The 5,929-nt window shown below is 39.0% G+C and carries 5 protein-coding genes; 4 read left to right on the plus strand and 1 reads right to left on the minus strand.

The window, feature by feature from the left end; genetic code table 11:
- Positions 1 to 1,256 (minus strand): NAD(P)/FAD-dependent oxidoreductase (locus tag Q8907_11535; protein MDP4274899.1); only part of this gene is annotated, 1,256 nt, incomplete at its 3' end.
- 200 nt (positions 1,257 to 1,456) lie between these two features.
- Between Q8907_11535 and Q8907_11540 the strand changes: the two genes are divergently transcribed.
- The 4 genes from Q8907_11540 to Q8907_11555 all read left to right on the plus strand — a co-directional run bounded on the left by Q8907_11540 (position 1,457) and on the right by Q8907_11555 (position 5,580).
- Entirely contained in the window at positions 1,457 to 2,590 is a 1,134-nt protein-coding gene (locus Q8907_11540) for a DegT/DnrJ/EryC1/StrS family aminotransferase (GenBank protein MDP4274900.1), read from the plus strand.
- A gap of 19 nt (positions 2,591 to 2,609) precedes the next feature.
- The gene (locus tag Q8907_11545) at positions 2,610 to 3,188 is read left to right on the plus strand and encodes an acyltransferase (protein ID MDP4274901.1); all 579 of its coding nucleotides are present in this window, start codon (positions 2,610 to 2,612) and stop codon (positions 3,186 to 3,188) included.
- A 13-nt stretch (positions 3,189 to 3,201) separates the two neighbouring features.
- The gene (locus Q8907_11550) at positions 3,202 to 4,164 is read left to right on the plus strand and encodes a Gfo/Idh/MocA family oxidoreductase (protein ID MDP4274902.1); all 963 of its coding nucleotides are present in this window, start codon (positions 3,202 to 3,204) and stop codon (positions 4,162 to 4,164) included.
- 123 nt (positions 4,165 to 4,287) lie between these two features.
- Positions 4,288 to 5,580, plus strand: a complete 1,293-nt coding sequence (locus Q8907_11555; GenBank protein MDP4274903.1) for a nucleotide sugar dehydrogenase — start codon at positions 4,288 to 4,290, stop codon at positions 5,578 to 5,580.
- Positions 5,581 to 5,929: the final 349 nt, after the last annotated feature.

Consider the following 5,929-nt stretch of genomic DNA (forward strand, 5'->3'; position numbering starts at 1 on the left):
ATGATTAGCCTAAGCGATTGGTCGTAAGTAAAATAGTTCCATGCCCAGTTGATAAAAATCAACAGTTTATTTTTAACCCCTAAGATGGCCATCAGGTGAATAAACATCCAGACAAACCAGGCAAGAGTACCCTGAAAACGGACATAAGGCAGGTCGACCACTGCATTATTGCGGCCTACTGTTGCCAGGGTTCCTAAGTCGTGATAGTGAAATGGAAGCAGCGGTTTGTTTTTGCTAAGGTTAACAAAATTTTCGGCCAGCAATTTAGCCTGCTGTATCGCTACCTGGGCAACCTGGGGATGACCTTTGGGGTATTGCTCATCCATCAGAAGGGCTACATCCCCTATGGCAAAAATATTGGTATAACCTTTTACCAGATTGGAAGAATCGACAATTATACGGTTTCCTCTTCCTGTTGTGGCTTTATCCAAGCCTTCCAGAATGTTCCCTTTTATCCCCGCTGCCCAGATTAAAGAATAGGCGGGAATTTCTTTTCCATTGCTCAGCTGCACATTTTCCCCGTCAAAATCAGTAACCTGAACACCTGTAAGGACTGTTACCCCATCGGCCTGCAGATATTTCTGGGATTCCTTGGATGACTTTTCGGACATGTTGGCCAGTATTCTTGGGGCGGCTTCGACCAGAAAAATGGACATCTTTGAAAAATCAAGCTCCGGAAAATCTTTGGGAAGCACATAACGTTTCATCTCTGCAATGGCACCTGAAAGTTCGACGCCGGTGGGGCCTCCGCCCACTATGACGATATTCATTAAACGTATTTGCTGTTGCTGGTCGCAGGTGGATAGTGCAGCTTCATAATTTTGCAATAAAGTATTTCTCAATCCCAAAGCTTCGGGAACAGATTTCATGGGTATGGCATTTTTGCTGATATTTTCCTGTCCGAAATAATTGGTATCGGCACCGGTGGCGATTACCAGATAATCGTAATCGATATTCCCTATAGAAGTGATGATTTGGTTGTTCTCCGAGTCAACCGAAAATACTTCAGCCATGCGGATGTGTATGCTCTTTTTATGATGAAATATTTTACGCAGCGGAAAAGAAATAGAACTGGGTTCAATACCGGATGTGGCAACCTGGTAAAACAAAGGTTGAAATTGATGATAGTTAAAACGGTCAATTAATACTATCTGAAAGTTTTGTCTGGAAAGTTTTTTTGCGAGTTTCAATCCTGCAAAGCCCGAGCCTACTATAATAATTCTTTTTTGCCCGGTATAAGGAATATTAGCGACCATAATTTAAATTTTAGACCTAAGTTAACAAAAATTAGAAGAAAATTCGATACTTTTATTAATAATGTACTGCTAATTATTTTTGCACTAGACTTGCGTTAATCCTATTAATTTATTAGATTTATTAAAGAAACAATTGCCCCCTGCTTAATGTTTAAAATTTGAATTTGATATAGGAGATAAATAATTATAGTTTCGGAATGATGAGAAAAATTGAAATGGTCGATCTTAAAAGTCAATATCAACACCTTAAGGCTGATATTGATGAGGCTATACAAAATGTAATCAATTCTGCTGTTTTCATTAAAGGATCTGAAGTATTCAATTTTGAAAATGAGCTGGCGAACTATCTTGGCGTTCAACATGTTATTTCCTGTGGAAATGGCACGGATGCCCTTCAGATTGCATTGATGGGACTAGGTTTGCAGAAAGCAGATGAAATTATTACCTCTGATTTTACCTTTATTTCAACCGCTGAAACGATAGGATTACTTGGGTTTGATCCTGTTTTTGCAGAAGTTGATACAAATACCTTCAATATTTCTCCTTCCTTCATAGAAAAAGTCATTACTTCCCGGACAAAGGCGATTGTTCCTGTCCATCTTTTTGGCCAGTGTTCTGATATGGATGAAATCATGAGAATTGCCTCCGAATATCACCTGCAGGTAGTGGAAGATGCAGCCCAGGCGCTGGGAGCGGAATATACTTTTGCCGACGGTGCGGTAAAAAAGGCCGGAACAATTGGGAAGATAGGCTGTACTTCGTTTTTCCCATCCAAAAACCTGGGATGTTATGGTGACGGAGGCGCTATATTTACCAATGATGATGAACTTGCTGAAAATCTTCGTTCCATTGCGAATCACGGGATGAAGGTCAGGTATTATCACGAACGGTTGGGAGTGAATTCACGGCTTGATGCTATTCAGGCTGCTATCCTGAGGGTCAAACTCAGGCACCTGGATGAATATAACCAGGCCAGGCAAAAGGTTGCGGACTTTTATGACCATGCTTTTGCAGGCCTTCCTGAGCTTATGGTTCCACAGCGGAATCCTCATTCGACGCATATTTTTAACCAATATACGCTGGTTTTGGAAGATAGCAGCTCCCGTGACCATTTGAAGGAATTCCTGAATTCAAAGGAAATCCCTTCAATGATCTATTATCCTGTTCCTTTGCACCTTCAAAATGCTTTTAAATACCTGGGTTATGGGCCAGGTGATTTCCCCGATACGGAGAGGCTTTGCAAATCGGTTATTTCTTTGCCCATGCATACTGAGCTGGATGAGGAACAACTGGATTTCATCACAAAATCTGTACTGGAATTTTTCGGTAGATAAAATATTAATCATAAACCTGATGGAAGATAATTATTTCGCACACGAAACGGCAATCATTGATGAAAATTGTAAAATCGGAAAGGGAACCAGAATATGGCATTTTTCTCATATCATGAGTGGCTGTGAAATAGGGGAGAACTGTAACATTGGGCAGAATGTCGTTGTTGCGCCCCGGGTTAAACTGGGCAAAAACGTAAAGGTACAGAATAATGTTTCGATTTATACGGGTGTGATTTGTGAAGATGACGTATTCCTTGGGCCTTCCATGGTATTTACCAATGTTATTAATCCGCGTAGTGCAGTGAACAGGCGGAGCGAATACCAGGAAACCATTGTTCATAAGGGCGCTACTATAGGGGCGAATGCTACAATCATTTGTGGGCACGATATCGGTGAATATGCCTTTATTGGAGCAGGAACCGTAGTAACCCGGGAGGTTAAACCCTATGCATTGGTAGTTGGGAATCCGGCCAGACAGATAGGCTGGATGAGTGAGTATGGGCATAAACTGGTTTTTAATGCTGAGGGCATTGCCGAATGCCCGGAAACTCAAGAAAAATACAGGCTTGAAAATGGAAGGGTGTTAAAAATTTCCTAAATAAAAATTACTTATGGATAATAATAAGGTGAATTTTGCAATTATTGGGGTAGGTGGCTATATCGCTGTGCGACACCTGAAAGCAATAAAAGATACCGGGAATAAACTGGTATGTGCCCTTGATCCTTTCGACAGTGTTGGGGTAATTGACAGTTATTTCCCGGATGCTGATTTTTTTGTTGAATTTGAAAGATTCGACCGGCATGTGGATAAACTCAGGCGCCAGGGGACCAAAGTTGATTATGTCAGCATTTGTTCGCCCAACTATCTTCATGATGCGCACATCCGTTTTGCCTTGAGAAATCAGGCTGTAGCAATATGTGAAAAGCCTATTGTCCTCAATCCCTGGAACATTGATGCCTTACAGGAGATTGAGCAGGAAACCGGAGGAAAAGTTTATACCATCCTGCAGTTGAGGCTTCATCCTGCAATTATCGCTTTAAAAAAGAAGATTGAAGAGGGGCCCAAGAATAAAATATATAATGTTGATCTGACTTATATTACCAGCAGGGGGAGGTGGTATTTTATTTCCTGGAAGGGCGATATTCAAAAGTCAGGAGGGGTAGTAACCAATATCGGGGTTCATTTTTTTGATATGCTTTCCTGGATTTTTGGCGGGGTTAAGGAAAATGTAGTGAATTATTCCAGGCCTGATAAGGCAGCAGGATATTTGATGTTGAGAAGGGCTAGGGTAAGATGGTTTTTAAGTTTGGACCATAAAGATATTCCCGAAGAAATAAAAACCAATGGCCAGACTACATTTAGATCAATTACCGTGGATGGCGAAGAAGTAGAATTTAGTGGTGGATTCACTGAGTTACATACCCAGTCATATCAGGAAATATTGAAAGGGAATGGCTTCTGTCTGGAAGATTCAAGGACGTCAATAGAAACTGTTTATACCATCCGTAATAGCAAACCTGTAGGATTGAGGGGTGAATATCATCCTTTTTTGAAGAAGTTAAAACTTTTGTAATCGGTTGTTATTTTGTCTGTTAATAATTTAATTAAGAAATTTTGAATAAATAGCAAGAGAAAGACTACTTTTATCTCTTTAGAAGTATATTATTTATAGGCTAATAAATTGGAAAGAAAAGAAATGTACGAAAAATTGGTAAGCAGGCAGGAAAAGCTTGCACTGATTGGATTAGGCTATGTGGGATTGCCCATTGCTTTGGCATTTGCCAAGAAAATTTCAGTTATCGGATTTGATGTTAATTCGGAACGTGTGGAGCTGATGAAAAAGGGTATAGATCCGAGTAAGGAGCTTGATTCCGGAACTTTTAAAAATTGCGACATCACTTTTACGGATTCCCTTGATGAATTGAGAAAGGCCAGTTTCTTTATTGTGGCCGTTCCCACCCCGGTTGATGAGCATAATTTACCGGATCTGACTCCCTTACTTAGCGCAACAAAAACAGTAGGCCAAGTATTAAAAGAAGGTGATTATGTGGTATATGAATCTACTGTTTATCCGGGTTGTACTGAAGAGGATTGCATCCCGTTGCTTGAGAAAATGTCCGGTTTAAAATACAAGACCCAGTTTAAGGTAGGGTTTTCGCCAGAACGGATTAATCCCGGCGATAAGGAACATACCCTGGCCAAAATAAAGAAAATAGTTTCCGGTTGTGATCCTGAAGCTGCTGATAATATTGCCGATACCTACAGTTTGGTGGTGGAAGCAGGGGTACATAAAGCAAGTTGCATCAAAGTTGCTGAAGCTGCCAAAATCATTGAAAATACTCAAAGAGATATCAACATTGCTTTTATGAACGAGCTTTCCATGATTTTTAACCGGATGGGGATAAATACCTACGAGGTTTTGGAAGCAGCCGGTACCAAATGGAATTTCCTTAAATTTTTCCCTGGCCTTGTGGGGGGCCATTGTATTGGAGTTGATCCTTATTACCTTTCCTACAAAGCAAAGGCTTTAGGTTATCATGCCCAGATTATCAATGCCGGCCGTTCCATCAACGACTCAATGGGCAGTTATATTGCCAATCAGACCGTGAAAAAAATTATTGCTGCTGATGGAAACATCAAACATGCCCGGGTCCTGATTATGGGTATAACCTTCAAGGAAAATGTCAGCGATATCCGTAATTCCAAAGTGGTTGATATTTACCGGGAACTTAGGTCATTTGGAATGGAAAATATTGATGTTATTGATCCCAATGCCTCCTCTAAAGAAATCAAGAAGGAATACGGTTTTGATATGGTTGAACAAGCCGGAAAAAATTACGATGCCATCATTCTGGCTGTTAATCATCAAGAATATTGCAATTTACCGGAAAGTTATTTTAAATCTATTTCTAAACCCAATGCAGTATTTGTAGATGTCAAAGGAATTTATCGCGACAAGATTAAAGATTTAATTTACTTTAGTTTATAGTTTACTATCAGTAGTATAGATTTAATAATTCCATGTTGAATCCAAATGTTTTTGGGTAGACATGGAATTGTTAATTTATATAATAACCAATTGATTTATAGATAGTTGTATTATTTACTTAAACATTACTTGAATTTTAACCTGTTTAAAAAATTATAAATCAATAAAATATGATTTTTGTTCAGTTAACTTTTCTACTTTTTAATCCGTTTTTTAAGAAATTTTTTGGAATTAAAGGTTTTAGGGCTGAAATTTTTGATGTAAAAATTTCAGGATTTGGTATTAATTAAATCAATACTTTAGAAATATTAACTCAAATGATTTTAATATAGTTAAATATAAATATAAT

It is taken from the genome of Bacteroidota bacterium (assembly GCA_030706565.1).
Classification (GTDB): domain Bacteria; phylum Bacteroidota; class Bacteroidia; order Bacteroidales; family JAUZOH01; genus JAUZOH01.